Raw genomic sequence first — 25,358 nt, 5'->3', positions numbered from 1 at the left:
CTTGCTACACCTGCATCGACATCACTTCCTGATACGCCGACACCAGTTTGTTGCGCACCTGGATCCCCATCTGCATCGATACCGACGCTTTTTGCATATCGGTCATCACATCGTTCAGCGCAATACCCGGTTCACCGAGGGTAAATTTCTCAGCCTGCACACGGGACGCGGTTTGTACATCGCTGATCCTGTCTAACGCCGCATGCAGTTGACCAGCAAAGCTCACGGTCGGTTGTGGCTGCATATCCTGCATTTTTGCTGACATCGCCGTGGTCTGTAGCTGGCTGATGACCCCTTCAATCCCCTGTATTGCCGACATTCTGATCCCCTGGATAATTTTTTACGTAGTTGAGATTACCAGTTAGTCAATAAGATAAAGGCGTTAAATAACGATAAAAAACCACGGTTTTTAACGCATAGAAAAATTCGAAACCGCAAATAATGAGACCGTCAATTTTTCGAGTTTGCTGACCCGGGAGTGAGTCTTGTTCCACTTTGCAAAAAACGCCGTCCACGATAAGCCACGAGGTGCGAGATGAGTGCGACAGCATCGACTGCAACCCAGCTTAAACCTCTCGAGTGGTTAAACCGCCTGCGCGCGAATCCCAGAATTCCTCTGATTGTGGCGGGAGCCGCTGCCGTCGCGATCATCGTGGCGATGGTCCTGTGGGCCAAAGCACCTGACTACCGCACGCTGTTCAGCAATCTTTCCGATCAGGATGGTGGCGCGATCGTCACCCAACTGACGCAGATGAACGTTCCCTACCGTTTTACTGAGGGAAGCGGCGCCATTGAAGTTCCTGCCGATAAAGTCCACGAACTGCGTTTACGTCTGGCGCAGCAAGGTCTGCCCAAAGGCGGCGCGGTGGGTTTTGAACTGCTGGATCAGGAAAAGTTTGGTATCAGCCAGTTTAGCGAGCAGGTCAACTACCAGCGCGCGCTGGAAGGTGAATTAGCCCGTACGATTGAAACGTTGGGACCGGTAAAACGCGCCCGCGTGCATCTGGCTATGCCGAAGCCGTCGCTGTTTGTGCGTGAGCAAAAAGCGCCTTCAGCCTCCGTCACCGTCAATCTGGAGCCGGGTCGCGCGCTGGATGAAGGTCAGATCAGTGCGGTCACGCATTTGGTTTCCAGCGCTGTTGCAGGCTTGCCGCCGGGCAACGTTACGCTGGTCGACCAGGCGGGACATCTGTTAACCCAGTCAAATACCAGTAGCCGCGATCTTAACGATGCGCAGCTGAAATACGCCAGCGACGTCGAAGGCCGCGTTCAGCGTCGTATCGAATCGATTCTGTCGCCGATTGTCGGCAACGGTAACGTACATGCGCAGGTCACCGCGCAGCTGGATTTTGCCAACAAAGAGCAAACCGAAGAACAGTACCGTCCAAACGGTGATGAGTCCCAGGCCGTGCTGCGTTCTCGTCAGTTGAACGTCAGTGAGCAGGTCGGTAGCGGAGCACCAGGCGGCGTCCCGGGCGCGTTGTCAAATCAGCCCGCTCCGGCAAATACTGCGCCAATCGCCAACCCACCCGCTAATCAGCAAAACGCGCAAAATACGCAAAACGCGCAGACGGCGAATAACAGTAATAATGCCGGCCCGCGCAATACTCAGCGCAATGAAACCAGCAACTATGAAGTTGACCGCACCATTCGCCATACCAAAATGAACGTTGGCGATGTGCAGCGTCTCTCGGTGGCTGTCGTGGTCAACTACAAAACGTTACCAGACGGCAAACCGTTGCCGTTAACCGCCGAGCAGATGAAACAGATTGAGGATCTAACCCGCGAAGCGATGGGATTCTCCGACAAGCGTGGCGATACCCTGAACGTGGTGAACTCTCCCTTCACGGCGACCGACGATTCCATTGGCGAGCTACCGTTCTGGAAACAGCCGTTCTTTATTGATCAGTTAATGTCCGCAGGTCGTTGGTTGCTGGTTCTGTTGGTGGCGTGGATCCTGTGGCGGAAAGCCGTTCGTCCGCAGTTGGTCCGTCGCAGTGAAGAAGCGAAAGCCGTACAAGAACAAACGCGTGTCCGTCAGGAAACCGAAGAAGCGGTAGAAGTTCGCCTCAGCAAAGACGAACAAACCCAGCAGCGTCGTACTAATCAGCGTCTGGGAGCAGAAGTCATGAGTCAGCGTATTCGTGAAATGTCAGATAACGATCCGCGCGTCGTGGCGCTGGTCATTCGCCAGTGGATGAGTAACGATCATGAGTAATCTTACCGGTACCGATAAAAGCGTCATCCTGCTGATGACCATTGGCGAAGATCGCGCGGCGGAGGTGTTTAAGCACCTTTCCACGCGCGAAGTTCAGGCGCTCAGTACGGCGATGGCCAACGTTCGCCAGATTTCCAACAAGCAGTTGACGGAAGTGCTGGCCGAATTTGAACAAGAAGCCGAACAGTTTGCCGCGCTGAATATCAACGCCAACGAATATCTGCGCTCCGTGCTGGTGAAAGCGCTGGGCGAGGAACGTGCCTCCAGTCTGCTGGAAGATATTCTGGAAACCCGCGATACCACCAGCGGCATTGAAACGCTTAACTTTATGGAGCCGCAAAGCGCCGCCGACCTTATCCGCGACGAGCATCCGCAGATTATCGCCACCATTCTGGTGCACCTCAAGCGGGGCCAGGCTGCCGATATTCTGGCACTGTTCGACGAGCGTTTACGTCACGACGTGATGCTGCGTATCGCCACCTTTGGCGGCGTACAGCCTGCCGCGCTGGCAGAACTGACCGAGGTACTCAACGGCCTACTCGATGGCCAGAACCTCAAGCGCAGCAAAATGGGCGGCGTGAGAACGGCGGCAGAAATTATCAACCTGATGAAAACCCAGCAGGAAGAAGCGGTTATTACCGCCGTACGCGAATTCGACGGCGAGCTGGCGCAGAAAATTATCGACGAGATGTTCCTGTTCGAGAACCTGGTGGATGTCGACGATCGCAGTATCCAGCGCCTGCTGCAGGAAGTGGATTCCGAATCGTTGCTGATTGCCTTGAAAGGTGCCGAACAGCCGCTGCGCGAGAAGTTCCTGCGCAACATGTCGCAACGTGCTGCCGATATTCTGCGCGACGACCTCGCCAACCGCGGTCCGGTGCGTTTGTCGCAGGTGGAAAACGAACAGAAAGCCATTCTGCTTATTGTGCGTCGTCTGGCGGAAACCGGCGAGATGGTGATAGGCAGCGGCGAGGATACCTATGTCTAACGAACTGCCGTGGAAAGTCTGGACCCCGGACGACCTCGCCCCACCGATGGCGGAGTTCGTCCTGGCTGACCACAGCGAAAACCCGCTGTCAGAAGAAACAGAAGAACCAGAGCTTTCCGCAGAGCAACAGCTTGAACAGCAGCTCGCACAGCTGCAACTGCAGGCCCATGAGCAAGGTTATAACGCGGGTCTGGCGGAAGGTCGACAAAAAGGCCACGAACAAGGTTATCAGGAAGGCCTGAGTCAGGGGCTGGAGCAAGGCCAGAACCAGGCGCGCGCTCAGCATGCGCCGATCCACGCCCGCATGCAGCAACTGGTGAGCGAGTTTCAGAATACGCTGGACGCGCTGGACAGCGTCATTGCCTCGCGTCTGATGCAAATGGCGCTGGAAGCTGCGCGTCAGGTTATAGGTCAGACGCCTATTGTGGATAACGCTGCGCTGATTAAACAAATCCAACAGCTGTTGCAGCAAGAACCGCTGTTTAGCGGTAAACCGCAGCTACGCGTACATCCGGACGATCTCCAGCGTGTAGAGGAGATGCTCGGTGCGACCCTCAGCCTGCACGGCTGGCGGCTGCGCGGCGATCCGACGCTGCATCACGGCGGCTGTAAAGTCTCAGCCGATGAAGGCGATCTGGATGCCAGCGTTGCCACTCGCTGGCAAGAACTCTGCCGTCTGGCAGCGCCGGGAGTCGTGTAATGACCACTCGCCTGACTCGCTGGCTCAACACGCTGGACAGCTTCGAAGAGAAAATGTCGCTACTGCCTGCGGTGCGCCGTTACGGTCGCCTGACCCGCGCCACTGGGCTGGTGCTGGAGGCCACTGGATTACAGTTGCCGCTGGGCGCCACCTGCGTTATTGAACGCCAGGACGGCAACGAAACCCAGGAGGTCGAAAGTGAAGTCGTGGGCTTTAACGGTCAGCGTCTGTTTCTGATGCCCCTCGAAGAGGTTGAAGGCGTTCTGCCCGGCGCACGCGTGTACGCAAAAAACATTGCCGGAGAAGGTCTGCAAAGCGGGAAGCAATTACCGCTTGGCCCTGCATTGCTGGGTCGTGTGCTTGACGGTAGCGGAAAACCGCTCGACGGTCTGCCCGCCCCGGATACCACCGAAACCGGGGCGCTGATTACGCCGCCGTTTAACCCGCTACAACGCACCGCGATTGAACACGTCCTGGATACCGGCGTACGTCCCATCAACGCGTTGTTAACCGTCGGTCGCGGTCAGCGTATGGGACTTTTCGCGGGCTCCGGTGTCGGTAAAAGCGTTCTGCTCGGCATGATGGCGCGCTATACCCAAGCCGATGTTATCGTCGTAGGTCTGATTGGCGAACGTGGTCGCGAAGTTAAAGATTTTATTGAAAATATTCTCGGTACCGACGGTCGTGCACGCTCGGTGGTGATTGCCGCTCCCGCAGATGTCTCGCCGCTGTTACGTATGCAAGGTGCGGCCTATGCCACGCGTATCGCCGAAGATTTTCGCGATCGTGGACAGCACGTATTGCTGATTATGGATTCCCTCACCCGCTACGCGATGGCACAACGTGAGATCGCCCTGGCGATCGGAGAGCCGCCGGCAACGAAAGGTTATCCCCCCTCAGTATTCGCCAAATTACCGGCACTGGTCGAACGTGCCGGGAACGGTATTCACGGCGGCGGTTCCGTTACCGCGTTTTACACGGTACTGACCGAAGGTGACGACCAGCAGGACCCCATTGCGGATTCCGCGCGCGCGATTCTGGACGGCCACATTGTGCTGTCCCGTCATCTGGCCGAAGCGGGTCACTATCCGGCCATCGATATTGAAGCTTCGATCAGCCGCGCCATGACCGCGCTTATTAGTGAACAACACTATGCGCGGGTACGTAACTTTAAACAGCTGCTATCCAGCTTCCAGCGCAACCGCGATCTGGTCAGCGTGGGGGCGTATGCCAAAGGCAGCGATCCCATGCTGGATAAAGCCATCGCCCTATGGCCACAACTGGAAGCATTCTTACAGCAAGGCATTTTTGAACGGGCGGACTGGGAAGATTCTCTGCACGCGTTAGAACTGATTTTCCCTGGTGTGTGAGTAAGCAGGAGAGCATAGGTCATGGCACAACATGGTGCATTAGCCACACTGAAAGACCTGGCTGAAAAAGAGGTAGATGACGCCGCTGTCTTATTGGGAGAGATGCGTCGTGGCTGTCAGCAGGCGGAAGAGCAGTTGAAAATGCTGATCGATTATCAGCATGAGTATCGCAACAATCTGAACAGTGACATGGGTCAGGGTATTACCAGTAATCGCTGGATCAATTACCAACAATTTATTCAGACGCTGGAAAAAGCGATTGAGCAACACCGCCAACAGCTCAATCAGTGGACGCAGAAAGTAGACCAGGCATTGAACAGTTGGCGCGACAAAAAACAACGTTTACAGGCGTGGCAGACTCTGCAGGACAGACAAACCTCGGCGGCGTTACTGGCCGAAAACCGCCTGGATCAGAAAAAAATGGATGAATTTGCTCAGCGCGCAGCTATGAGGAAACCCGAATGATTACTTTACCCCAACTGATTACCACCGACACCGACGTAGCCGCAGGTCCTCAGTCAGGCAAAACGGTTGATTCACCCGAGGATTTTTTAGCGCTGCTGGCGGGTGCATTAGGTGCGGACAACGCGCAGGGTAAAGACGCCCCGCTGTCGTTTGCCGACTTACAGGCGGCCAGTAGCAAACTGCAAAAAGGGTTATTGCAAAAAAATGGCGATTCAGCACCGTCGCTCAAGTTGACCGAACTACTGGCGCAAAAAGAGATGCAAACTGATGCTTCTCTTGTCGACATGACAGACGCTCAGCAACTGTTGTCTGCCCTCACGCCCTCACTGAAAGTTAATGCCCTGACGACTCTGGGCAAAGTCGCTCAGCAGGATGAAAAAAACACCGCACTGAGCGATGAGGATCTCGCCAACCTGAGCGCGTTGTTCGCCATGCTGCCAGGACAACCGCAGACCACGCCTGCCGTCGACAGCGCGCCAGCCCCCGTTGATGCGACACTTTCGGCGTTTTCACGAGGTTCGGTACACAGCGCTATCGCCGATAATGCTGGCGAATTGCTGCCAGGTGATGCCAAAAAAGGCAAAGCGGATATTGCAACGCCTGCCAGCAGCGTAGATCAGACAAACAATCCGACATTAACCCCGTTGACGGCAGCGGCGACGACCAGAGCGGAAATTGAAAGCTCCCCTTCGCCGACCAGCATTGGCATGACGACAGCGCCGTTAAGTGGCCCGCAGTCCCACGCTCAACCGTTACCGACCGCCGCACCTGTGCTAAGCGCACCATTGGGTAGCCAGGAATGGCAGCAATCACTGAGCCAGCACGTCACTCTGTTTACTCGTCAGGGCCAGCAAAGCGCAGAACTGCGTCTGCATCCACAGGATCTGGGCCAGGTGCACATTTCCCTCAAGCTGGATGACAATCTCGCGCAGTTGCAAATGGTATCGCCACACAGTCACGTGCGCGCTGCGCTGGAAGCTGCGTTACCGATGCTGCGTACGCAGTTGGCTGAAAGCGGGATCCAGCTTGGGCAAAGCAGTATCAGCAGTGAAAGCTTTGCCGGTAATCAGCAGTCTTCCGGGCAGCAACAGCAGGCAGGTCGCGCTCAGGGACAAGACATTTTTGCCGCTGAAGATGACGCCGTACTGGCAGCGCCAGCCTCACTGCAAGCCGCAGCACGCGGTGATGGAGCAGTAGACATCTTCGCCTAACGCCAGAGGTAGCATGATTATCCGCGTCTTTTCCACGCTTTGTCGTGGACAGGACACGGGATAATCAGCCCATAAGCTGTACCGAAACAGGAAGCCCGTATCTGATGACTGACTCCGCGATTAACAAAAAAAGTAAACGCGCTATTTGGATCCCTCTGCTGGTATTGATTACCCTCGCCGCCTGCGCAACTGCGGGTTATAGCTACTGGCGCATGCAGCAGCAGCCGTCCGCCAGCGTCAAAGCGGAACCGGCTCCACCGCCAGCCCCGGTATTCTTTGCGCTGGATACCTTTACCGTCAATCTGGGTGATGCGGACCGTGTACTGTATATCGGTATCACGCTGCGCATGAAAGACGAGGCAACGCGTTCACGTCTTAACGAATATCTGCCGGAAGTGCGCAGCCGCTTGCTGCTGCTGTTCTCTCGCCAGAACGCGGCTACGCTCGCCACCGAAGAAGGTAAGCAACAGCTCATTGCCGCCATCAAAGAGACGCTCGCGACTCCGCTCGTTGTTGGGCAACCCAAACAGGTTGTCACCGACGTTCTTTATACAGCTTTTATTCTGCGGTAAAGACATGGGCGACAGTATTCTTTCTCAGGCTGAAATCGACGCATTGCTTAATGGCGATAGCGAAACTAAAGACGAACCTATTTCCGGTATCGCAAAAGAAAGCGATATTCGTCCTTACGATCCCAACACCCAGCGCCGCGTGGTACGTGAGCGTTTACAGGCGCTGGAGATCATTAACGAACGCTTCGCGCGCCAGTTCCGTATGGGATTATTTAACCTGTTGCGCCGTAGCCCGGATATCACCGTGGGTGCGATCCGTATCCAGCCATACCACGAGTTTGCGCGCAACTTACCGGTTCCGACCAACCTGAACTTAATCCACCTGAAGCCGCTGCGCGGTACGGGTCTGGTGGTGTTCTCACCGAGTCTGGTATTTATCGCCGTCGATAACCTGTTCGGCGGTGATGGCCGCTTCCCGACGAAAGTGGAAGGCCGTGAATTTACCCATACCGAACAGCGCGTTATCAACCGCATGCTGAAGCTGGCGCTGGAAAGCTACAGCGACGCGTGGAAGGCCATCAATCCGCTGGAAGTGGAATACGTTCGTTCCGAGATGCAGGTGAAATTTACCAATATCACCACGTCTCCTAACGACATCGTGGTCAATACCCCATTCCACGTTGAAATTGGCAACCTGACCGGTGAATTTAACATCTGTCTGCCATTCAGCATGATTGAACCGTTGCGTGAGCTGCTGGTGAACCCGCCGCTGGAAAACTCGCGTAATGAAGATCAGAACTGGCGCAATAATCTGGTGCGTCAGGTTCAGCATTCTGAGCTGGAGCTGGTGGCAAACTTTGCTGACATTCCGCTGCGGCTATCCCAGATTTTAAAACTGAAACCCGGCGATGTACTGCCGATTGAAAAACCCGACCGCATTATTGCTCATGTGGACGGCGTGCCTGTACTGACCAGCCAGTATGGCACGGTGAACGGTCAGTATGCGTTACGCGTAGAACATCTGATAAACCCGATTTTGAATTCGCTGAATGAGGAACAGCCCAAATGAGTGATATGAATAATCCGTCCGATGAGAACACTGGTGCATTGGACGATCTGTGGGCTGACGCGTTAAACGAGCAAAAAACCACGCCCACCAAAAGTGCGGCCGATGCGGTATTCCAGCAGTTAGGTGGCGGCGACGTCAGCGGTGCCTTGCAGGACATCGACCTGATCATGGACATTCCGGTCAAACTGACCGTCGAATTGGGCCGAACCCGCATGACCATCAAAGAGCTGCTGCGTCTGACGCAGGGTTCGGTCGTCGCGTTGGATGGGCTGGCGGGCGAGCCGCTGGATATCCTGATCAACGGTTACCTGATTGCCCAGGGTGAAGTGGTGGTTGTCGCAGACAAATACGGCGTACGTATCACCGACATTATTACCCCATCTGAACGCATGCGCCGTCTGAGCCGTTAATCATGAATACCCAGGCTACAGTTTCTCAGCCAGCCGCCGTACCCGGCTCACCGCTGGTTCAGGTAAGCGGCGCGCTGCTTGGGATCATCGTATTGATCCTGGCTGCAGCCTGGGTGATTAAGCGTATGGGGTTTGCCCCCAAAAGCGCCGGTACGCGCGGACTGAAAGTTGCGGCAAGTACCTCACTGGGTCCACGTGAGCGCGTGGTGATTGTTGAGGTTGAAGATGCGCGCCTGGTACTGGGCGTCACGGCCTCGCAAATTAACGTGTTGCACACCCTGCCCCCGGCGCCTGCTGATGCAGAAGAAAAACCGGCCTCCCCCGCGGATTTCCAGGCCATGATGAAGAGTTTGCTTAAGCGTCCCGGGAGATCCTGATGCGCCGTTTGTTATCCATCACGCTGGCAGGCTTATGGCTTTTCAGCCCAGTAGCCCTCGCCCAGCTCCCGGGTCTGGTTAGCCAGCCACTGCCTGGCGGCGGACAAAGCTGGTCTTTGCCCGTGCAAACGCTGGTGTTTATCACCTCGCTGACGTTCCTGCCCGCCATTTTATTGATGATGACCAGCTTCACCCGCATCATCATCGTTTTCGGTCTGTTACGAAATGCGCTGGGAACCCCTTCGGCCCCCCCGAACCAGGTGCTACTGGGCCTGGCGCTATTTTTGACCTTTTTCATCATGTCGCCGGTAATCGACAAAATCTACGTCGACGCATATCAGCCGTTCAGCGAAGAGAAAATCTCTATGCAGGAAGCCATGGAGAAAGGCGCACAGCCGCTGCGCGAGTTTATGTTGCGCCAGACCCGTGAAGCCGATCTGGCACTCTTCGCGCGCTTAGCAAACAGCGGTCCCCTACAGGGACCAGAAGCCGTACCGATGCGGATTTTGCTTCCAGCCTATGTCACCAGCGAGCTGAAAACGGCATTCCAGATAGGCTTTACCATTTTTATTCCGTTTCTGATTATCGACCTGGTCATCGCCAGCGTGCTGATGGCGCTCGGGATGATGATGGTCCCCCCGGCCACGATCGCGCTACCGTTCAAGCTGATGCTGTTTGTGTTGGTAGACGGTTGGCAGTTGCTTGTCGGCTCGCTAGCTCAAAGCTTTTACAGTTAGAGGCGCGAAATGACACCTGAATCGGTCATGATGATGGGCACAGAGGCGATGAAAGTCGCCCTGGCCCTTGCCGCGCCTTTGCTGTTGGTCGCCCTCGTCACAGGTCTTATCATCAGTATTTTGCAGGCGGCGACCCAGATAAACGAAATGACGCTGTCCTTCATTCCCAAAATTGTCGCGGTTTTTATTGCCATCATTGTTGCCGGCCCGTGGATGCTTAACCTGCTGCTCGACTACGTGCGTACGCTGTTCAGCAATATCCCCTACATCATCGGGTAGATGACATTATGCTGCAGGTGACCAGCGTTGAGTGGCTCCACTGGCTGAATCTTTACTTCTGGCCTTTGCTGCGCATCCTGGCGCTCATCTCAACGGCTCCAATTCTCAGCGAGCGCGCGATCCCCAAACGAGTAAAACTGGGGCTGGGGTTAATGATAACCGTCGTTATCGCTCCGTCGATTCCCCCGGTAGACGTCCCTATCTTTTCTATCGTGGCGCTATGGCAGGCAATGCAACAAATCCTGATCGGCATCGCTCTGGGGTTCACTATGCAGTTTGCCTTCGCGGCAGTACGTACCGCCGGGGAATTGATTGGTCTGCAAATGGGTCTCTCCTTCGCAACCTTCTTTGATCCCGGCAGCCGTCTGAATATGCCGGTACTGGCGAGACTGATCGACATGCTCGCCATGCTGTTATTCCTGACTTTTAACGGCCATTTGTGGCTTATTTCGCTGTTGGTGGATACATTTCATACCTTGCCAATCGGCGGCAATCCGGTGAACAGCAATGCGTTTCTCGCGCTGGCGCGGGCGGGTAGCCTGATTTTCCTCAACGGGCTAATGTTGGCCCTGCCGATAATGACGCTGCTACTCACCCTAAACCTCGCACTCGGTCTGCTGAATCGCATGGCTCCTCAGCTGTCGATTTTCGTCATCGGTTTTCCACTCACCCTCGCCGTGGGTATTTCATTAATGGCAGCCCTGATGCCATTAATTGCGCCATTCTGCGAGCGATTATTCAGCGAAATTTTTAATTTGTTGGCTGATATTGTCAGCGAAATGCCCGGAAAATAATAACCCTTAATTTTTACCCTGTTTTACTAAGGATTGTCCTAAATTTAAAAAGTGACAACATCCACCAAGATATCTCTGTCGCGGTTTATTTATTATTGACTCACTCACATAACACAACATTTACTTTACTTTAAGATGTTTCCTGGCAAATTATACGCAACTTTACGGGATAGTAATTTCGCCTGAAAAACAGCGAAAGCGTCATCTTGGGTCGTTATTATTCCGTTTAGTTGTGATGAAAATAATCAGGTAAGGGGAATTATCGTTACGCATTGAGTGAGGGTATGCCATGTCAACGATTATTATGGATTTGTGCAGTTACACCCGGCTAGGGTTGACCGGATATCTGGTAAGTCGGGGGGTGAAGAAAAGGGAAATCAACAACATTTCCAACGTTGAGGAGCTCAGTCTCGCCTGTGTCTCTCAACAGCCCACTGTGGTGTTTATTAATGAGGACTGCTTTATCCACGATCCTGCTAATAGCCAGCAAATAAAGCAAATCATTAATCAGCATCCCGGCACATTATTTATTGTGTTTATGGCAATTGCCAACGTGCATTTTGATGAGTATCTATTAGTCAGAAAAAATTTATTGATTAGTTCTAAGTCGATTAAACCAGATTCACTGGATGAACTCCTTGGCGATATTCTGAAAAAAGAAGTAGATTTTGTCATTGATGTGAATCTACCGACATTATCATTGAGCCGTACCGAGTCCAGCATGCTACGCATGTGGATGGAGGGTCAGGGAACAATACAGATATCCGACCAAATGAATATCAAGGCCAAGACCGTGTCATCCCATAAGGGGAATATAAAACGAAAGATAAAGACGCATAATAAGCAAGTTATCTATCACGTTGTGAGACTCACCGATAACGTTACCAATGGTATCTTTGTGAATACGCGCTAACACGTTCTGACTGGTGGCGAATCCACCAGTCAGGATCATGCAGCAAAACTCACCTTATTCTACTTTTTCCACGAAGATACCATCCTGATGACCTGTTTCATTAAAGAACCAGATACCGAGCGGGTAGTCTTCCAGCGAAACCAGGTACATGGTGCCTTCACTAAACTCTTCGATAGCCAGTACCACGCCCGGTCGACGAGGACCGCCGTCCGTTTTGACTGTGACCCGATCATTCACCTTCATAGTTTTCCTCCTGTGGCTTTGTGCCAGTGTAGAACAATTTCCTTTTTCTGGCAGCGCCCGCCTCGCGCGATTGCGGGTTTTATCGACGGTCTATACTTAAGTTGTGCGTATCTGATGTTTGGATGCGCTCCCCCGGTATCCTTAACGGTTGAGAGGTATGAGGATGAAAACCGCGAAAGAGTACAGCGATACGGCCAAACGTGAAGTCAGCGTCGATGTGGACGCGCTACTGAAGGCAATCAACGAAATCTGCGAGAGTGAAATTCATCGCAGTCAGGATGACCCTGAACGCGTCAGCGTCGACGGACGTGATTACCACACGTGGCATGAACTGGCCGACGCGTTCGAGCTTGATATCCATGATTTTAGCGTGTCGGAGATCAATCGCTGACTGAGGGCGAAAAAAATCCCGGCCCTTATCGGGTCGGGATCAAGCTTGCTTATGCAAGAAGCACTTGAAAATTCGTTACACCAGGAAATCTGATGTGAAACAAACCTTATCTGCAATTTTTTTGCCTGACAAGTAAATAATTCTCACCAAAATGATAAATATAACTAATGATTGAAAGATCACCCGGTTACGCGCACCCCAGGTGTTCAGGCATCCTGGCAGAGCTTTCTTCGCTCGCCCGGCACCAGTTCATCTTCACGGAATGCTTCCCGTTTGACGCCAAAGCCGTCGTACCAGCGACACTCCACCATTCCGCTGGCATACCCGGTAACGATCATGCGTGGGCCACCCTCTTTGGAGGTGACTTCCTCACTGACAGAAAAGACCATACCTGCCTCCTGTATCAAGAGAAACCTTTACACCTTAGACGACAAAGAAGGGTTTTGCGTAATCAACCCTGCGACAATTAGTGCGAAACTCCGCGCACTCTGGCGACACCTTTCACCAGCAGCACCACTATTGCGCCAATGATAAATCCGAGCACCAGATTCAGCAGGGTCGGAAGCATCAGCGCAATCAATGCACTTTGCTGTTGGGCAAAATGTTCAATCGCATGATGCAGCGGTGTTATTCCGTGCACCACAATTCCGCCGCCAACCAAAAACATCGCCAGCGTGCCGACCACGGAAAGTGTTTTCATAAGCCAGGGAGCAACTACCAGCAACCCTTTACCCAGCGACTGGGCCAGCGTACTGCGCTTTTCTGCCAACCAGTATCCGATATCATCGAGCTTAACGATAATCCCGACCAGGCCGTAGACGCCCACAGTCACCACTAACGCGATGCCTGATAACACCAACACCTGATTCAACAATGGCGCATCCGCTACGATCCCCAGCGTAATCGCGACAATCTCAGCAGATAAAATAAAGTCGGTACGTATCGCCCCTTTAATTTTGTCTTTCTCAAAGGTGAGTGGATCTTGCGCTGCCAATGATGTCAGACGCTGCTGACGCTCTTCCGGGGTTTCTTTGTGCTTACGCGCTTCCAGGGTATGGAGAACTTTTTCTACACCTTCAAAACAGAGGAACGCCCCGCCTACCATTAATAAGGGGGTGATCGCCCAGGGAATGAAGGCGCTTATCAATAGCGCCAACGGCACAAGGATAACTTTGTTAACAAACGATCCTTTCGCGACGCTCCAGACCACCGGGAGTTCGCGGTTCGCCCGCACACCCGACACCTGCTGCGCGTTAAGCGACAGATCATCGCCCAGCACACCCGCGGTTTTTTTCGCGGCCAGTTTTCCCATGACAGAGATATCATCCAGCAAGGTGGCGATATCATCGAGTAAGGTCAATAAGCTACTTCCTGCCAAAATTTTTACCCTCAATATTATTTTTTTGCAGTCATAAGTATGAAGTAAAACACGCAATGCTGAAACTGACCTTTCTGGTCAACAAATTTTTAACATCAGCACGTAATTATAAATCTCGCCAGCAAGATAGTTTTGACGTTTACTATGTTGCACCTTTTTATTTCCACCGTGAGGGATTATGCGTTTCAGGCAATTGCTACCGCTTTTCAGTGCGCTTTTCGCGCTGTACATCATTTGGGGTTCCACGTACTTCGTTATTCGCATTGGCGTTGAAAGCTGGCCACCGTTGATGATGGCTGGCGTTCGTTTTCTCTCTGCGGGGATTTTATTAACAGCATTCTTACTTATCCGCGGACATAAGCTGCCGCCTCTGCGCGTGCTCTTGAACGCCGCGTTAATTGGTATCCTGCTGCTGGCTGTCGGTAACGGACTGGTCACCGTCGCAGAACATCAAAACGTCCCTTCCGGTATTGCCGCCGTAGTGGTCGCTACCGTCCCGCTGTTTACGCTGTGTTTTAGCCACTTTTTTGGCATCAAAACACGCAAACTTGAATGGATGGGGATCGCAATTGGACTCGCAGGGATCATCATGCTGAACAGCGGTGGTAATTTGAGTGGTAATCCATGGGGAGCAATTTTAATCCTGATAGGTTCGATAAGCTGGGCGTTTGGCTCAGTGTACGGCTCGCGCATAACGTTACCCGTTGGCATGATGGCCGGAGCCATTGAAATGTTAGCCGCCGGTATTGTGCTGATGTGCGCCTCGCTGATTTCCGGGGAAAAGTTGACCACTATGCCGACGTTTTCAGGCTTTATGGCGGTCGCCTATCTGGCCGTGTTTGGTTCTATTATTGCCATCAACGCGTATATGTACTTGATCCGCAACGTCAGCCCGGCATTAGCCACTAGCTATGCCTACGTTAATCCGGTTGTCGCCGTACTGTTAGGTACCGGCCTGGGAGGAGAAAGTCTGGCGCCCATCGAATGGCTGGCGCTTGGCGTGATTGTATTTGCGGTGGTACTGGTCACACTCGGTAAATACTTATTTCCCATTAAAGCGGACGCCGTTGCGACCCCGTCGGAAAAGACGTTACAGTAAATGGATACCGAGGGTGTCGATCTGCGCACTGTCGCCACCGCCGCAGATCCACTCGATGACGCGTTCGGACAACGCGTCATCCCCCAGCTTTTCGCGCCCACGCAGGGCGCACTCCCAGACAATCAGTACGCGCCAGCCCAAAGCCTGCAATTTTTCACAATCCCGCGCCTCACGCTGGACATTTTTGCCTATTTTTTCCAGCCAGAACGCTGTTCGTGTGGCGGGGACTTTGAATAGATAGCAGTTGTGATGATGCCAGAAACAGCCGTGGGTAAAAATCACACAACGATAATCATCCACCACGAAATCGGGACGACCGGGTAACGTCGCATCCTGCACGCGAAACGTTACCCCCTGCTCTGCCAGTACGCTGGCAAGGCGTTTTTCAATTGCGGTATCGCGGGTTGCTATCGCCCGCATATTTTTACTGCGCGTCGCTTTATCGTGAACGTCTGCCATGCAGTTTCTCTTTCTCGCGAATAGCAACCGCCTGTTTGATTTTTGGCTCCAGCAGTCTGGCAACCGCCGCAAATGCCGGGACGACCACCGAATTACCAAACTGACGATAAGCCTGTGTGTCCGACACCGGGATCCTGAACTGATAGCCCTGAGGTGATTCAAATCCCATCAGGCGCGCGCACTCTCTGGGCGTCAGCCTGCGCGGACGGTATCGCTGATTGTGCGGATCATCAAAATCCTTTTCACCCAGCGCCATATCCCAACCGCGGTCGATCAAGATCTCCGCCCCATCTTTATAGTAACGCGCCGATAATGTGCGCGTTACGCAATCGGGATTGCCGGGATACACCATGCCATAGCCAAATCCATTGCCCCGTGCCTGATGCTTTTTCGCATAGCGATACAGATATTTCCACAGCACTGGCGTGAGCACATATTTTGCGTCGACGGTCGGCTCAAGTAGCTCCGCCAGCGTCGTACGCCGCTGAGGATAGCGGGAGACAATATCGCGCAGCGTGAAGTCTGATTTCAGATTCAGATCGCGGCGAAAGCCGACGAGCACAATACGTTCGCGATGCTGGGGCAAAAAATGTTGCCCATCGATAATTTTCGGATCGTCCGGCCCGTTATCGTGTGCATCAGCCACGTCATAACCCAGCTCATCCAGCGTTTGCATAATGATGCGGAACGTTTTCCCCTGATCGTGACTCTTCAGGTTTTTGACGTTTTCGAGCACAAATATTGCCGGCCGACGCGCATTGATGATGCGCACCACGTCAAAAAAAAGTGTGCCTTGCGTATCGCAGGCGAAGCCATGAGCCCGCCCTAACGCGTTTTTCTTTGATACACCGGCCAGAGAGAATGGCTGACAAGGAAATCCCGCCAGCAGCACGTCATGCTGCGGAACATGCTGGCGGATATGTTCCGCCGCCTGCTGGTCGCTCACCCCATCATGATGACTGAGGGTGATATCGCGAATATCTTCATTAAAATGGTGCTGGTGAGGATCACAGTAGTGATTCGCTTTGTAGGTGCGCACCGCATGCTTGTTCCACTCACTGGTAAACACGCACTGCCCGCCAATCGCCTCAAAGCCGCGACGAATGCCGCCAATACCGGCAAAAAGATCGATAAAGCGAAAAGCATAATGTGGATGATGCGCAGGCGGCCTCGGCAGCAAGTCGTTCAGATGAGCCAACTCACCGTCGCTGAGGCGATGCCACGTTTCATTGGCAACCACTCGCTTGAAGATGGCCGGACTCCAGCGGTTCTCGCCAACACCATTCAGATGAGCAACCAGCGTTTTCACGTCATATATTTCAAGCAACTTAGCCAAAATCACCTGTGCGGCGGCCTCGTTATCATCTGTCATCGGGTTCATGGAACCTGCTACTGAAAAATTATCCTGCATACATTTAACCGGCCGAAATGGATAGCTGACAGGTTAACATAATTTAGCGCGGTTGACGTTGCGGCTGTACTGGCGACTAACGCAACTTAAAGGGTTGAATCGCGTCAAGATCCAGCATTTCATATTCTCCTTTTAACTCCGCACTCAGCTTCGCCATGTACGTCAGTAAGAAGTCAGCATTATGTTGCGCCAAATGCCGACCGTGTTCAGTTTGCATCGTCAGCGGCAGCGTCAACAATTTGGTCTGGAAGTGATCGAGTGCGTACTGTTTATCATCAAGGCTACGCTGTCGGGCAAACGGATCTTCCGCATCAAACAGCGCCACGCCTAACGCGCCGGACACGGCAAATACCCGTGCTAAACCAATTGCCCCCAACGCCTCAAGCCGGTCAGCATCCTGCACGATTTTGGCTTCAAGGGTTTCTGGTACGATTTTGGCGCTGAAACTGTGCGCCTCAATAGCATGGCACACGGCAGGTAATCGTTGTTGTGGAAAATCAGGGAAATCGCGCATCAAAACGCGACGCGTTTCCTGGGCTGCCAGTACCGACGAACGATGACGATCGGGATGGTTCTTCGGCAAACTGACGAGATCGTGAAAGTAGCACGCCGCCAGCACCACCAGCCAGTCTACGGTCACATCCATGCTCAACTTTTGTGATGTCATCCAGACGCGACGAAAATGAAAGATGTCATGGGCAGCGTCGTGCCCGGAATGATTGTCACGTAACCAGGCTTCAAATTTCGACTGCCAGTACTGTAGTTCCATACTCTCGCTCTTCGCAGAAAGAAAACCACCTTAGCAACAATTCTTATGTCAGACTACCGTCGACGCTTTTTATCATCAATACATATTATTCACTCAATAAGTATCACTATAATTGATATATAAATCCATTATTCAAAACAAGCAGATCAATTATAATCCCGCATGCAAAATAAATAACAAATATCAATAATATACATTTAACAAGATAGAATAAAAGAAATCATAACTATATGATAAAAAATACATTTATGTGGATAATATTAATTCAAACGCCATGCAATCTTAATTATACAAAAGCAACAATGAAATATTTTGAAATATCTTAAATACATTTGTTACATGTTATATTTAAAATTAAATGAACTTCATAGATAGTATTCAAATTTAGTCTTTCAGATAGCGCTACATATTCATTTTAATTATTATATAAAGGGAATACATAATGAAAAGAAAAGTACTGGCACTGCTTCTCCCTGCCTTATTCGCTGCAAGCGCAGCAAATGCGGCTGAAATTTATAATAAGAACGGCAATAAAATTGATTTTTACGGCAAGATGGTAGGCGAACGCATCTGGTCGAATACGGATAGCAGTAACAGTGAAAATGCTGACACCTCTTACGCCCGTTTTGGGGTGAAAGGTGAAACCCAGATCAGCAACGAGTTGACAGGTTTTGGTCAGTTTGAACACAACCTCGACGCCAGCAATGCGGAAGGAGTTCAGGAGCAAAAAACCCGTCTGGCCTTCGCGGGCCTGAAATATGCGGATTACGGCTCATTTGATTACGGTCGTAACTATGGCGTAGCCTACGATGCGGCAGCCTACACCGATATGCTGGTTGAATGGGGTGGCGATTCATGGGCTGCGACGGATAATTTCATGACCGGTCGTACCAACGGCGTGGCGACCTACCGCAACACAGACTTCTTCGGCATGGTTGAGGGTCTTAATTTCGCGCTGCAGTACCAGGGCAAAAATGACGATCACGCTGCCACTAAAGCAAATGGCGACGGCTACAGCATGTCGGTGGACTATAACGTGGATGGCTTTGGTGTCGTCGCGGTGTATGGTAAATCCGACCGTGCGGACAAACAATCCATTGATGGCTATGGCAGCAACGCTGAAGTCTGGTCCCTGGCAGCAAAATATGACGCTAACAGCATTTATGCGGCAGCGATGTATGGCGAAACGCGTAATATGACCAGAACCGGAACCGCTCAGGGTTTTGCAAACAAAACGCAAAACGTTGAAGCAGTCGTTCAATATCAGTTCGACTTTGGTCTGCGTCCATCTCTGGGTTACGTTTACTCGCAGGGTAAAGACCTGGCCGGCGGTGTTAACGCTGACCGCGTGAATTACGTCGAACTCGGCACCTGGTACTACTTCAATAAAAATATGAACGTCTACACAGCGTATAAATTTAACCTGCTGGATAAAGAAGACGGCGCAATTACTGGCAACGCAATTGACGATCAGTTTGCCATGGGTATTGTGTACCAGTTCTAATCTCCACAAACTCAAAAGCCCGCGCTGCGGGCTTTTTTTTGTTCAACGAAGAGTATTTTTTACCACACGGGCATTACAACGATAAACTTGTGAGGATACTCAAAGAAAAAGACATCCATGAGAACTGTCGTTGAAAGCAAGGCGTGCAAGTGCTTGAATAGTGGCGGAGAGAGGGGGATTTGAACCCCCGGTAGAGTTACCCCTACTCCGGTTTTCGAGACCGGTCCATTCAGCCGCTCTGGCATCTCTCCGTTTTGGCGGTTGCCATGATGCCAGGTAATTTGGCATTTTAACAGACCCAGTTCCGTCAATTTCGTTCAAGTGACGAGTTTGCGAGCAAAACGATGATTAAGTGGCCCTGGAAAGAACAAGAAGCAACCCGGAGTGACGATTGGCCGTGGGACGACGCCCTGGCTATTCCCCTTTTGGTGAATCTCACCGAGCAAGAACAAGCCCGACTTATTGCCCTGGCCGAGCGCTTTTTACAACAAAAAAGATTAGTCGCTCTTCAGGGGTTTGAGCTGGACCCGCTAAAAAGTGCGCGCATTGCTCTGCTATTCTGTTTACCTGTTCTGGAAATGGGGATTGAGTGGCTCGACGGGTTTCATGAAGTTCTCATCTACCCTGCCCCATTTGTCGTAGACGATGAATGGGAAGACGATATTGGGCTGGTGCATAATCAACGCGTGGTACAGTCCGGGCAGAGTTGGCAACAAGGCCCGATAATCCTCAACTGGCTTGATATTCAGGATTCCTTCGATGCCTCCGGCTTTAATCTGATCATCCATGAAGTGGCGCACAAGCTTGATATGCGTAATGGCGATCGTGCCAGCGGTACTCCGGCGATTCCCCTGCGCGATATCGCCGGTTGGGAACACGACCTGCATGCTGCAATGAACAATATTCAGGATGAGATCGATCTGGTTGGTGAAACTGCGTGCAGTATAGATGCCTACGCAGCGACCGATCCTGCTGAATGCTTTGCCGTGCTATCCGAGTATTTTTTCAGTGCTCCTGAATTATTTGCTCCGCGTTTTCCTGCCTTATGGCAGCGTTTCATCCAGTTTTATCGCCAGAACCCCATGGAGCGGTTACGCGATACCCGGGGAGACGACGATTATCGCTCACCAAACACGCATTAATACTGAATTTGAAGATTAATTAACCAATTGAAATGACGCGCTAATTTTACTGTTGACACCTCATGATGAGGTCAGTAATATGCGCCTCGTTCACACGATTCCTCTGTAGTTCAGTCGGTAGAACGGCGGACTGTTAATCCGTATGTCACTGGTTCGAGTCCAGTCAGAGGAGCCAAATTTAAGAAGCCCGCTTAAGGAAACTTAAGCGGGCTTTTTGCTTTTAACGTCTGTGTAAAAGCTGCCTCTATAAGCGCTCAGTCTGCCATAACTCCCCATTCCATGCCGCATCACATCGTTGATTAAAGTTGTGTAAATGTAAATCGTTTAAACTTTGCAATTATTGTAAGTGCTAGTGATTATCATTTATTGTACGCGAGCCAAAAGAACGAGCCCCGACTCGGTTCACTGTATGTTCCAATTACTCTGGGATAAAAACGATGAATGCTCTGACTCGCACCGGATTGCGCCGTATCACGCTTGCCTCTGCCCTCCTCTTCTCTGTCAGCCTGCCGGCTTTCGCTCAGGAAACGTTAACGCTTTACACCACCCGTGAACCGGGCCTGATCCAGCCTTTACTTGATAGCTGGACTAAAACCAGCGGTATCAAAGTAAGTACGGTCTATATCAAAGACGGTATGCTTGAGCGTGTTAAGGCGGAAGGCAAAAACTCCCCTGCCGACCTGCTGATGACCGTCGATGCCGGAAATCTCATCGATTTAGTTGAAGCCGGCGTCACTCAGCCGGTAGAGTCAGAAGCGCTGAAAGCCGCCATTCCGGCGAATCTGCGCGGTGCGGATAATCAGTGGTTTGCGCTTTCAATGCGCGCCCGCGTACTGTATGCCGAGAAGTCGCTGCCAATCGATAACTGGCATTACGAACAGCTCGCCAGTCCTGAATACAAAGGTAAAGTTTGTATTCGTTCCGGTCAGCACCCCTACAACACGGCGCTGATCGCCGCGATGATTGCCCATCATGGTGAAGCTAAAACCGAAGAATGGCTACGCGGTGTCAAGGCTAACCTGGCGCGTAAAGCCACCGGCGGCGATCGCGATGTTGCCCGCGATATCCTCGGTGGAATTTGTGATATTGGTCTGGCCAACTCCTATTATGTCGGCCATATGAAAAACGCCAAAGAAGGCAGCGATGCTCGTCAGTGGGGCGATGCCATTAAAGTCGTTAAACCAACCTTTGAAAATGGCGGTACGCACGTCAACATCAGCGGCGCTGCCGTTGCCCGCTATGCGCCAAATAAAGCCGATGCCGTTAAGCTGATGGAATATCTGGTTTCCGCGCCTGCCCAGCAGCAGTATGCGAAAGCGAACTTCGAATATCCGGTACTGAAAGGCGTAACGCTTGACCCGGTCATTAGCGCCACAATCGGTGAAATCGAGGTCGATAAAACACCGCTCACAGAGATCGTGAAGTATCGTAAACAAGCTAGCCTGCTGGTAGATAAAGTTGGATTCGATCAATAAATCGCTGCAGTTTCCGACGTTACGCGGCCTGGTTTCCGGGCCGCAGTCATTATTAACGCCGTTGCATCTTGGCGCGTTGTGCGTCGCGCTTGGCGTCCTGACCCCCATCGTTGCGCTGATCTGGCAGGCCACCCAGGCTGATTTATCCCACTGGGATAATCTTATGACATATGTACTGCCTTCAGCGCTCAAAAACACCGTGCTGTTGCTAGCGGGTGTCGCGATAATGGTTGGCGTCATTGGCGTAGGCAGCGCATGGGCGGTAACGGCATGGGATTTCCCTGGCCGAAAAATTCTCAGTTGGGCGCTGCTGTTGCCGCTGGCAATGCCGACCTACATCGTTGCCTTTGCATGGCTCGATCTGCTGCATCCGATTGGCCCCCTGCAAACCTTTATCCGTTTCATACTGGGCTTTGACAGCCCGCGACAGTTCCGTCTGCCCGATTTACGTTCCCTTTCCGGCGCAATAATCTTGCTCGGATTAGTACTTTATCCTTACGTGTACCTGACAACCCGCGCCATGTTTATCAGCCAGCCGGCCCATCTGTTGGAAGCTGCACGTACGCTGGGTTGCAGCGCAACCGGGACCTTTTTTCGTGTTGCTCTCCCCATGGCACGCCCGGCACTGGCCGTCGGGATCAGTCTGGCGCTGCTGGAGACGCTTAACGATATCGGCGCGTCGGAATTTCTCGGGGTACAAACGTTAACAGTTACCGTATACACCACGTGGATCTCTCGCTCTGATTTATCTGCCGCAGCGCAAATCGCCTGCATGATGCTGATGTTTATATTCTTTATTCTGACGCTGGAATTTTATGGCCGCAGAAAACAGGGATTCAGCAGCCGTAGCCTGCGGGAGATTCAACCCACCCGCGTGCAAGGCTGGCGTGGCTGGCTACTCGGTGTCGTTATTTCGCTGCCAGTTGTGCTGGGCTTTCTGGCCCCGGTGCTGTTTTTAATCTGGGAAAGCGCCAAACATATAGGTGACGAGAGCCCTATATCCTCCTCGTTACTGGCTGCATTACAAAATACGTTATCACTGGCCGCGGGAACCACGTTGGTGGTGGTTTGCGTCAGTATGTTGGTGGCCTGGAGCGCGCGGCATAGCGCCGCAGATAACGCGATGCCAGGATTTCGCCGTGGTGTGATGCGTCTGGCTTCTTTAGGCTACGCGGTTCCCGGTACAATTCTGGCGATTGGTTTTTTAACCCCCGCGATGGCAGTCGACCGCTGGCTGGCAGATTTACTGGATGTTCGCGGCCTGCCGCTGATGTCTGCCGGGATCCTGCTGGTAATTTGTTGTGCCATGCGTTTCCAGGCGATTGCTATCGGCGCACTGGATTCCGGCCTGGGCCGCATTCCGCCTTCGCTGGAGCAGGCTTCTCGTCTGTTGGGTGAGAATGGTGCGGGCACATTTGCACGGGTTCATTTCCCATTGCTGCGCCCGGCGTTAGTGAGTAGCGCCCTGCTGGTTTTTGCCGATGCCATGAAAGAACTGCCAACAACGTTGCTGTTGCGCCCGGTAAACTTCGAAACGCTGGCTACGTTGCTGTATGCAGAAGCCGCCCGTGGAACCTATGAAGAAGGTGCTATCGCCGCGCTAATGATTGTTTTAGCTGGCACGCTACCGGTTATTTTGTTGGTGCGTCACCAGATGACTCGCCGTGGTTAAGAGAGTAACAATGTCAGAAATTGCATTACGACTCCAGGATGTGCATGTTGCCTACGGCAACAGCCAGCAATCGGTGCTGAGCGGGTTTTCAATGTCGGTACGTAAAGGAGAGATCGCTTGTTTACTGGGCGCTTCAGGTTGCGGAAAAACCACCGTGTTACGCGCAGTTGCCGGATTTGAACGGCTGCGAAGCGGAGATATCTATGTGTCGCAGCGCCGCGTTGCCGGTTCCGGTGTTCATCTGCCGCCGGAAAAACGGCATGTCGGCATGGTCTTTCAGGAATATGCGTTATTCCCTCACCTGACCGCGCAACAAAACGTGGCCTTTGGGTTACGACGTATGCCGCGTGAGCAGCAGCAGGTCCGGGTGGCGGAGCTGTTAAAAATGGTGGAGTTGCACAGTCATGCCAGCCGTTATCCGCATGAACTGTCCGGCGGTCAACAGCAGCGTATCGCTCTTGCGCGCGCGCTGGCGCCGCATCCGGAAATCCTGCTGCTCGATGAGCCTTTCTCCAGCCTTGATAAGCGCACGCGTGAGCGTCTTGGCAACGAGGTACGGGATATTTTGCGTGCCGCCGGGCAAACGGCACTGCTGGTTACACACAGCGAACACGAGGCGCAGCTAATGGCAGACCATATTGGCGTGGTAAAAATGGGACAGTATCAAATTAAAAAAGCGACCCACCCAGGCTAAAGATCACAGGGTCGCCTTGAAAATTAGTAATGGGTCTGAATCAGACTGATATTCACCGGCATGCCGGAGCGTCTTTCCAGTGCCTGATTTCCGCGACTCATATCCACGTCATTCCCGCTGATGAAGGTGCGCAGCGCGGGGGTGACTGGCAAGGGAACTTTTCTGTCAGACTCGTATTCCGACCGGTTTCGTGACAGTGGTTCATGCACTTCCACCCAGCGACTACCGTCCGGCTCTACGCTGTATTTCACCGGTCGGTCTATCAGTTGCACACGCGTCCCTACCGGTACGGTATCAAACAGATATTTAATGTCGTCATTACGCAAACGGATACACCCCTGACTTACCCGCAGACCAATACCGAAATTCGCATTTGTGCCATGAATGGCATAAAGCCTGCCGATATAAATCGCATACAGTCCCATCGGGTTATCAGGCCCGGCAGGAACAAACGCCGGCAGGCTTTCCCCACGCGCTGCGTATTCGCGCCGGGTATTCGGCGTAGGCGTCCAGCTTGGTGCTTCCTGCTTACGTTCTACCGCCGTCACCCAGTTACGCGGCGTTTCTCTACCCGCCTGGCCAATGCCAATGGGTAAAACCTCAACCGTATTGCTGCCAGCGGGATAATAGTAAAGGCGCATTTCTGCGACGTTGATTACGATCCCCTCGCGTACAGTATCCGGTAATATCAGTTGCTGTGGCACAACCAGCGTCGAGCCAGACTTAGGCAGAAAAACATCCACGCCGGGATTGGCCTCCAGCATATTGCTCAACCCCTGTCCGTACTGCGCGGCAAAAGCTTCCAACGGCTGAGTGTTTCCTGAAGGTACCGTAATGGTCAAAGGGCTCCCCACCAGGCGACTGCCTTCAGGCGGGAGCGGATAACTCACCGCCTGCGCGCTCTGACTCACGAGCAGCATAATGAGTGAACAAAGCAGTTTTACACGACGCATCTTTTTCCTTTCCTTCGCCGCAGCAGATATCCGTTAATTATAGCTTTTATTATCTGTTTTAGTGGGTTACGACTAAAATCCGCATAAAAAAACCCGCCATAAGGCGGGGTCAGGAACTCACGTAA

29 protein-coding genes and 2 tRNA genes are annotated in these 25,358 nt (G+C 52.5%); 22 read left to right on the top strand and 9 right to left on the bottom strand.

Annotated elements, in window-relative coordinates:
• Nucleotides 1–4: 4 nt before the first annotated feature.
• A complete protein-coding gene (fliE, locus tag O6D90_RS09185; protein WP_016153486.1) occupies nucleotides 5–319 on the bottom strand; it encodes a flagellar hook-basal body complex protein FliE in 315 nt (104 codons plus the stop codon).
• Nucleotides 320–535: 216 nt separating this feature from the next.
• On the opposite strand from fliE, the gene fliF reads away from it, so the two are divergent.
• The 14 genes from fliF (at nucleotide 536) to rcsA (ending at nucleotide 12,043) form a co-directional block, all read left to right on the top strand.
• Nucleotides 536–2,218: a flagellar basal-body MS-ring/collar protein FliF gene (gene fliF / locus O6D90_RS09180; RefSeq protein WP_016156841.1), complete on the top strand. Its 1,683-nt coding sequence runs from the start codon at nucleotides 536–538 to the stop codon at nucleotides 2,216–2,218.
• Nucleotides 2,211–3,206, top strand: a complete 996-nt coding sequence (gene fliG, locus O6D90_RS09175; protein ID WP_016153488.1) for a flagellar motor switch protein FliG — start codon at nucleotides 2,211–2,213, stop codon at nucleotides 3,204–3,206. The genes fliF and fliG overlap by 8 nt, the downstream gene beginning before the upstream one ends.
• On the top strand, nucleotides 3,199–3,906 hold the full coding sequence (gene fliH / locus O6D90_RS09170; RefSeq protein WP_016156842.1) for a flagellar assembly protein FliH: 708 nt from the start codon (nucleotides 3,199–3,201) through the stop codon (nucleotides 3,904–3,906). Before fliG ends, fliH begins: the two co-directional genes overlap by 8 nt.
• Nucleotides 3,906–5,276: a flagellar protein export ATPase FliI gene (gene fliI, locus O6D90_RS09165; protein WP_016153490.1), complete on the top strand. Its 1,371-nt coding sequence runs from the start codon at nucleotides 3,906–3,908 to the stop codon at nucleotides 5,274–5,276. Before fliH ends, fliI begins: the two co-directional genes overlap by 1 nt.
• 21 nt (nucleotides 5,277–5,297) lie before the next feature.
• The gene (gene fliJ / locus O6D90_RS09160) at nucleotides 5,298–5,741 is read left to right on the top strand and encodes a flagellar export protein FliJ (RefSeq protein WP_016153491.1); all 444 of its coding nucleotides are present in this window, start codon (nucleotides 5,298–5,300) and stop codon (nucleotides 5,739–5,741) included.
• On the top strand, nucleotides 5,738–6,952 hold the full coding sequence (gene fliK / locus O6D90_RS09155) for a flagellar hook length control protein FliK (RefSeq protein WP_016156843.1): 1,215 nt from the start codon (nucleotides 5,738–5,740) through the stop codon (nucleotides 6,950–6,952). The genes fliJ and fliK overlap by 4 nt, the downstream gene beginning before the upstream one ends.
• A gap of 104 nt (nucleotides 6,953–7,056) precedes the next feature.
• On the top strand, nucleotides 7,057–7,524 hold the full coding sequence (fliL, locus tag O6D90_RS09150) for a flagellar basal body-associated protein FliL (RefSeq protein ID WP_016153493.1): 468 nt from the start codon (nucleotides 7,057–7,059) through the stop codon (nucleotides 7,522–7,524).
• A gap of 4 nt (nucleotides 7,525–7,528) precedes the next feature.
• Nucleotides 7,529–8,533: a flagellar motor switch protein FliM gene (gene fliM, locus O6D90_RS09145; protein WP_003030434.1), complete on the top strand. Its 1,005-nt coding sequence runs from the start codon at nucleotides 7,529–7,531 to the stop codon at nucleotides 8,531–8,533.
• Nucleotides 8,530–8,943: a flagellar motor switch protein FliN gene (gene fliN, locus O6D90_RS09140; RefSeq protein WP_003030433.1), complete on the top strand. Its 414-nt coding sequence runs from the start codon at nucleotides 8,530–8,532 to the stop codon at nucleotides 8,941–8,943. The genes fliM and fliN overlap by 4 nt, the downstream gene beginning before the upstream one ends.
• Nucleotides 8,943–9,320 (top strand): flagellar biosynthetic protein FliO, encoded by a 378-nt coding sequence (gene fliO, locus O6D90_RS09135; protein ID WP_029139581.1) that lies wholly within the window; start codon nucleotides 8,943–8,945, stop codon nucleotides 9,318–9,320. Before fliN ends, fliO begins: the two co-directional genes overlap by 1 nt.
• A complete protein-coding gene (gene fliP, locus O6D90_RS09130; RefSeq protein WP_006684053.1) occupies nucleotides 9,320–10,057 on the top strand; it encodes a flagellar type III secretion system pore protein FliP in 738 nt (245 codons plus the stop codon). The genes fliO and fliP overlap by 1 nt, the downstream gene beginning before the upstream one ends.
• Nucleotides 10,058–10,066: 9 nt before the next feature.
• The gene (gene fliQ / locus O6D90_RS09125; RefSeq protein ID WP_003030425.1) at nucleotides 10,067–10,336 is read left to right on the top strand and encodes a flagellar biosynthesis protein FliQ; all 270 of its coding nucleotides are present in this window, start codon (nucleotides 10,067–10,069) and stop codon (nucleotides 10,334–10,336) included.
• 8 nt (nucleotides 10,337–10,344) lie between these two features.
• Nucleotides 10,345–11,130: a flagellar biosynthetic protein FliR gene (gene fliR / locus O6D90_RS09120; RefSeq protein WP_016153496.1), complete on the top strand. Its 786-nt coding sequence runs from the start codon at nucleotides 10,345–10,347 to the stop codon at nucleotides 11,128–11,130.
• A gap of 289 nt (nucleotides 11,131–11,419) precedes the next feature.
• A complete protein-coding gene (gene rcsA / locus O6D90_RS09115) occupies nucleotides 11,420–12,043 on the top strand; it encodes a transcriptional regulator RcsA (RefSeq protein ID WP_016156845.1) in 624 nt (207 codons plus the stop codon).
• 54 nt (nucleotides 12,044–12,097) lie between these two features.
• Here rcsA and dsrB read toward each other — a convergent pair whose 3' ends face one another.
• Nucleotides 12,098–12,286: a protein DsrB gene (dsrB, locus tag O6D90_RS09110; RefSeq protein WP_016156846.1), complete on the bottom strand. Its 189-nt coding sequence runs from the start codon at nucleotides 12,284–12,286 to the stop codon at nucleotides 12,098–12,100.
• Nucleotides 12,287–12,449: 163 nt separating this feature from the next.
• Here dsrB and yodD point away from each other — a divergent pair, with 163 nt between their 5' ends.
• Nucleotides 12,450–12,677, top strand: coding sequence for a YodD family peroxide/acid resistance protein (yodD, locus tag O6D90_RS09105; RefSeq protein WP_003030417.1), 228 nt, complete (start codon nucleotides 12,450–12,452; stop codon nucleotides 12,675–12,677).
• Between the two features lie 206 nt (nucleotides 12,678–12,883).
• On the opposite strand, the gene O6D90_RS09100 is transcribed toward yodD, so the two are convergent.
• Both O6D90_RS09100 and O6D90_RS09095 read right to left on the bottom strand, forming a co-directional pair.
• Entirely contained in the window at nucleotides 12,884–13,066 is a 183-nt protein-coding gene (locus tag O6D90_RS09100; RefSeq protein WP_016153498.1) for a YodC family protein, read from the bottom strand.
• 77 nt (nucleotides 13,067–13,143) lie between these two features.
• Nucleotides 13,144–14,055, bottom strand: coding sequence for a DUF808 domain-containing protein (locus O6D90_RS09095; protein WP_016156847.1), 912 nt, complete (start codon nucleotides 14,053–14,055; stop codon nucleotides 13,144–13,146).
• 178 nt (nucleotides 14,056–14,233) lie between these two features.
• On the opposite strand from O6D90_RS09095, the gene yedA reads away from it, so the two are divergent.
• Nucleotides 14,234–15,154, top strand: coding sequence for a drug/metabolite exporter YedA (gene yedA, locus O6D90_RS09090; RefSeq protein ID WP_016156848.1), 921 nt, complete (start codon nucleotides 14,234–14,236; stop codon nucleotides 15,152–15,154).
• On the opposite strand, the gene O6D90_RS09085 is transcribed toward yedA, so the two are convergent.
• The 3 genes from O6D90_RS09085 to O6D90_RS09075 all read right to left on the bottom strand — a co-directional run bounded on the left by O6D90_RS09085 (nucleotide 15,146) and on the right by O6D90_RS09075 (nucleotide 17,793).
• Nucleotides 15,146–15,613 carry a very short patch repair endonuclease gene (locus O6D90_RS09085; protein ID WP_016156849.1) on the bottom strand — a complete coding sequence of 156 codons (468 nt, stop codon included), beginning with the start codon at nucleotides 15,611–15,613 and terminating at the stop codon, nucleotides 15,146–15,148. The two genes, yedA and O6D90_RS09085, sit on opposite strands and share 9 nt — an antisense overlap.
• Complete coding sequence (locus O6D90_RS09080) at nucleotides 15,594–17,024, bottom strand: DNA cytosine methyltransferase (RefSeq protein WP_032931639.1); 1,431 nt, start codon at nucleotides 17,022–17,024, stop codon at nucleotides 15,594–15,596. Before O6D90_RS09080 ends, O6D90_RS09085 begins: the two co-directional genes overlap by 20 nt.
• 76 nt (nucleotides 17,025–17,100) lie before the next feature.
• A complete protein-coding gene (locus tag O6D90_RS09075; RefSeq protein WP_016156851.1) occupies nucleotides 17,101–17,793 on the bottom strand; it encodes a phosphohydrolase in 693 nt (230 codons plus the stop codon).
• A 442-nt stretch (nucleotides 17,794–18,235) separates the two neighbouring features.
• On the opposite strand from O6D90_RS09075, the gene O6D90_RS09070 reads away from it, so the two are divergent.
• Nucleotides 18,236–19,297, top strand: a complete 1,062-nt coding sequence (locus O6D90_RS09070) for a porin (protein WP_016156852.1) — start codon at nucleotides 18,236–18,238, stop codon at nucleotides 19,295–19,297.
• Between the two features lie 161 nt (nucleotides 19,298–19,458).
• Here the strand turns inward: O6D90_RS09070 and O6D90_RS09065 are convergent.
• Nucleotides 19,459–19,548, bottom strand: a tRNA-Ser gene (locus O6D90_RS09065).
• Nucleotides 19,549–19,641: 93 nt separating this feature from the next.
• On the opposite strand from O6D90_RS09065, the gene mtfA reads away from it, so the two are divergent.
• The 5 genes from mtfA to O6D90_RS09040 all read left to right on the top strand — a co-directional run bounded on the left by mtfA (nucleotide 19,642) and on the right by O6D90_RS09040 (nucleotide 24,280).
• Nucleotides 19,642–20,439, top strand: a complete 798-nt coding sequence (gene mtfA, locus O6D90_RS09060; protein ID WP_016156853.1) for a DgsA anti-repressor MtfA — start codon at nucleotides 19,642–19,644, stop codon at nucleotides 20,437–20,439.
• Between the two features lie 99 nt (nucleotides 20,440–20,538).
• Nucleotides 20,539–20,614 (top strand) — tRNA-Asn (locus O6D90_RS09055).
• A gap of 262 nt (nucleotides 20,615–20,876) precedes the next feature.
• Nucleotides 20,877–21,914 (top strand): extracellular solute-binding protein, encoded by a 1,038-nt coding sequence (locus O6D90_RS09050; protein WP_016156854.1) that lies wholly within the window; start codon nucleotides 20,877–20,879, stop codon nucleotides 21,912–21,914.
• On the top strand, nucleotides 21,898–23,586 hold the full coding sequence (locus O6D90_RS09045) for an ABC transporter permease (protein ID WP_088583043.1): 1,689 nt from the start codon (nucleotides 21,898–21,900) through the stop codon (nucleotides 23,584–23,586). Before O6D90_RS09050 ends, O6D90_RS09045 begins: the two co-directional genes overlap by 17 nt.
• Before the next feature lie 10 nt (nucleotides 23,587–23,596).
• Nucleotides 23,597–24,280 (top strand): ABC transporter ATP-binding protein, encoded by a 684-nt coding sequence (locus O6D90_RS09040; RefSeq protein ID WP_016156856.1) that lies wholly within the window; start codon nucleotides 23,597–23,599, stop codon nucleotides 24,278–24,280.
• A 23-nt stretch (nucleotides 24,281–24,303) separates the two neighbouring features.
• Here O6D90_RS09040 and ldtA read toward each other — a convergent pair whose 3' ends face one another.
• Nucleotides 24,304–25,233 (bottom strand): L,D-transpeptidase, encoded by a 930-nt coding sequence (gene ldtA / locus O6D90_RS09035; protein ID WP_016153509.1) that lies wholly within the window; start codon nucleotides 25,231–25,233, stop codon nucleotides 24,304–24,306.
• Between the last annotated feature and the right edge of the window lie 125 nt (nucleotides 25,234–25,358).

This window comes from Citrobacter sp. 21OH12SH02A-Citro (assembly GCF_027919895.1).
Taxonomy (GTDB): domain Bacteria; phylum Pseudomonadota; class Gammaproteobacteria; order Enterobacterales; family Enterobacteriaceae; genus Citrobacter; species Citrobacter braakii.
The sequence above is the reverse complement of the archived record's forward strand: the minus strand, read 5'-3'. Positions and strand labels throughout refer to the sequence as shown.